General features: G+C 69.8%; 3 protein-coding genes. 2 read left to right on the top strand and 1 reads right to left on the bottom strand.

The window, feature by feature from the left end; genetic code table 11:
- Positions 1–45: 45 nt before the first annotated feature.
- Complete coding sequence (gene phoU, locus ABTZ43_RS17120; protein WP_045254308.1) at positions 46–744, bottom strand: phosphate signaling complex protein PhoU; 699 nt, start codon at positions 742–744, stop codon at positions 46–48.
- 219 nt (positions 745–963) lie between these two features.
- On the opposite strand from phoU, the gene ABTZ43_RS17115 reads away from it, so the two are divergent.
- Together ABTZ43_RS17115 and ABTZ43_RS17110 are read left to right on the top strand one after the other, a co-directional pair.
- On the top strand, positions 964–2,181 hold the full coding sequence (locus ABTZ43_RS17115; RefSeq protein ID WP_056420322.1) for a sensor histidine kinase: 1,218 nt from the start codon (positions 964–966) through the stop codon (positions 2,179–2,181).
- On the top strand, positions 2,178–2,861 hold the full coding sequence (locus tag ABTZ43_RS17110) for a response regulator (protein WP_056420324.1): 684 nt from the start codon (positions 2,178–2,180) through the stop codon (positions 2,859–2,861). The genes ABTZ43_RS17115 and ABTZ43_RS17110 overlap by 4 nt, the downstream gene beginning before the upstream one ends.
- The last annotated feature ends 126 nt before the right edge of the window (positions 2,862–2,987 follow it).

Genomic DNA, 2,987 nt, shown 5'->3' with positions numbered 1-2,987 from the left:
GGCGGATGCAGTCAGCATCCGCCCCCTCGGTGTATCCGCGTCGGCTCAGGCGTGCCCGAGCTCCCGCTGCTGCTCGATCGCGAGGGCGATGTCCTCTTCTTCGATGCGCCAGTCTCCGGTCGCCAGGTAGATGACCTTCTTGGCGACGGCGACCGCGTGGTCGGCGAAGCGCTCGTGGTAGCGGCTGGCGAGCGTGGCGTCGACGGTCGCGGTGGCCTCGCCCTTCCAGTTGTCGCTGAGCACCTTCTCGAACACGCTCGCGTGCAGCTCGTCGATGTCGTCGTCGGTGTTGCGGATGGTGTCGGCGAGCTTCAGGTCCTGCGTGCGCAGCAGCTCGGAGAGCGTGCGGGAGATCTCGACGTCCAGCTCGCCCATCTTCGTGAAGGTGCCCTTGAGGCCCTTCGGGATCGCGCGCTCGGGGAAGCGGAGACGCGCGAGCTGCGCGATGTGCTCCGACATGTCGCCCATGCGCTCGAGCGAGGCGCTGACGCGCAGCGCCGTGACGACCACGCGGAGGTCGCGGGCGACCGGCTGCTGGCGGGCGAGGATCTCGATGGCCTGCTCGTCGAGGGCGACGGCGAGCTCATCGATCTTGGCGTCGTCGGCGATGACCTCTTCGGCCAGCTCGACGTCGCTCGTGGCGAACGAGCGGGTCGCCTTGTCGATCGAGACCGTGACGAGGTCGGCGATCTCCACGAGCTGGGACTGCAGATCCTCGAGGGACTGATGGAAGACTTCGCGCATGTCGGCGCAACCTTTCGTTCGGGTCTCGGCTGTGGTGTCAACGCGAGACGGCTGGGTCGTCCGCGCGGGGAGAGCACAGCGCTCCCGCACAGGCCCGAAAGCGATTGTCTGCTCCGAAGGTTAACGAACGGTGCCCAGCACGTGAATAGTACTTCTCGCCTTGTGGTCAGCGCGGGCGAACCCGCCGAATAGCGGGTGAACGCCCTCTACGCTGAGGGTATGACCCTGCCGCAGATCGCGCTGCTCGCACTGGCCGTCGGCCTCGCGATCGGTGTCGGACTCTCCCTCCTCGTGGCGTGGGCGTATCGCGCGAGGGCCCGGGTCGCCGATGAGTCCTCGCTGGTCGTCCCCGACGGCGTCACCGCGGTGTTGGGCAGCATGGACGACGCGGCCTGCGTGGTCGACTCCTCGGGTCTGGTCCTCGCGGCCTCCAGGGCGGCGTCGCGCTTCGGCATCGAGGTCGGTGCTCCTCTCGAGAACCCCGAGCTGCGCCAGCTCGTGCGGGGCGGACGCGCCGAAGGCGGATCCGCCTCCGAGTCGCTGCGTCTCACCCGCGGCGGTCTGAGCCTCGATCCGCGGCTGGTGTCGGCCCGCGCGAGTGCGATCAGTCCGCGGATGACGCTGTTGATCATCCGCGACGTCACCGAGCAGGAACGCCTCGACCAGATGCGCAGGGACTTCGTCGCCAACACCAGCCACGAGCTGAAGACCCCGGTGGGTGCGGTCACGCTGCTCGCCGAGGCGATCGAGTCGGCGGCGGACGATCCGGCGCAGGTGCGTCACTTCGCCTCCCGCATCTCCGCCGAGGCCTCGCGGCTCGGTCAGCTCACCGGACGCATCATGAGCCTGTCCCGCCTGCAGGCCGAGGACGCCCTCTCCGACGTGCGGCCGGTCGCGATCGACGAGGTGCTCGCCACCGCGCTCGAGGCGCACGTCGTGCAGGCGGACTCCGCGGGCGTGGAGATCGCGCGAGGCGGCGACCGCGGCGTCTGGGTGCGCGGTGACTCCCAGATCCTCATCGAGGCCTTCGGGAACCTCATCGCGAACGCCATCGCCTACTCGCCGAAGGGCTCCAGGGTCGGCATCGGCGTGAAGGTCGACGACGGCGTCGTCGAGATCGCGGTGTCCGACCAGGGCATCGGCATCGCCGAGGGCGACCGCGAGCGGATCTTCGAGCGGTTCTACCGCGCCGACGAGGCGCGCTCGCGACGCACCGGCGGCACGGGCCTGGGGCTCGCGATCGTCAAGCACGCGACCCAGCGACACGGCGGCGAGGTGCGGCTGTGGTCGCGACCGGGTCGGGGGTCGACCTTCACCATCCGGCTGCCGAGGATCGATGCTCCCCCGAGGATCGACACGGACAAGAAGAACAAGAAGAAGCGCGAGCGCAAGGCGGCCAAAGCCGCGGCCCGCGTCCGAAACGGAGAGCACGCATGACACGCATCCTTCTCGTCGAAGATGAGCCCGATCTCGCCGACCCGCTGGCGTACCTGCTGCGCCGCGAAGGGTACGAGGTGGAGATCGCCGAGGACGGCCCCGGCGCGCTCACGGCGTTCCGCGAGCGCGGCGCCGACGTGGTGCTGCTCGACCTGATGCTCCCGGGGATGCCGGGAACCGAGGTGTGCCGCCAGATCCGCACGACGTCGGCGGTGCCGATCATCATGGTCACGGCCAAGGACTCGGAGGTCGACATCGTCGTCGGGTTGGAGCTCGGCGCCGACGACTACGTCACCAAGCCCTACTCGTCGCGCGAGCTGCTGGCCAGGATGCGTGCGGTGCTGCGCCGCGTCGTGCAGGCCGACAGCGAGCTCGACGAGCGTGTTCTCGACGGCGGTCGCGTCTCGCTCGACATCGACCGGCACACGGTCTCGGTCGCCGGCGCGCAGATCAACATGCCCCTGAAGGAGTTCGAGCTGCTCGAAGTGCTGATGCGCAACTCCGGGCGCGTGCTCACCCGCGGGCAGCTGATCGACCGGGTGTGGGGCAGCGACTACTTCGGAGACACCAAGACGCTCGACGTGCACATCAAGCGCATCAGGTCGCGCATCGAGGAGAACCCCGGCGAGCCCGTGATGCTGGTCACCGTCCGCGGTCTCGGATACCGCTTCGAAGGCTGACCCGCGAGCAGACGGCACAGACGGAAGAGGCCGGCACCCCCGCGGGGGGGGCGGCCGCTTCGTGAGGCGGGGGGGGGGGTCACACCGCGGGCGGCCGGGGGGCGGGGTGGGTGGGGTACGGCGGCG

The organism is Microbacterium sp. NPDC097977, from assembly GCF_040302605.1.
Taxonomy (GTDB): Bacteria; Actinomycetota; Actinomycetes; order Actinomycetales; family Microbacteriaceae; genus Microbacterium.
This window is presented reverse-complemented; position numbering and strand designations above follow the sequence as displayed.

Excerpts from the sequence above, each read along its gene's own strand:
- ABTZ43_RS17110 (WP_056420324.1), top strand. The coding sequence starts at position 2,178 with ATGACACGCATCCTTCTCGTCGAAGATGAGCCCGATCTCGCCGACCCG.
- phoU (WP_045254308.1), bottom strand. The coding sequence starts at position 744 with ATGCGCGAAGTCTTCCATCAGTCCCTCGAGGATCTGCAGTCCCAGCTC.
- ABTZ43_RS17115 (WP_056420322.1), top strand. The coding sequence starts at position 964 with ATGACCCTGCCGCAGATCGCGCTGCTCGCACTGGCCGTCGGCCTCGCG.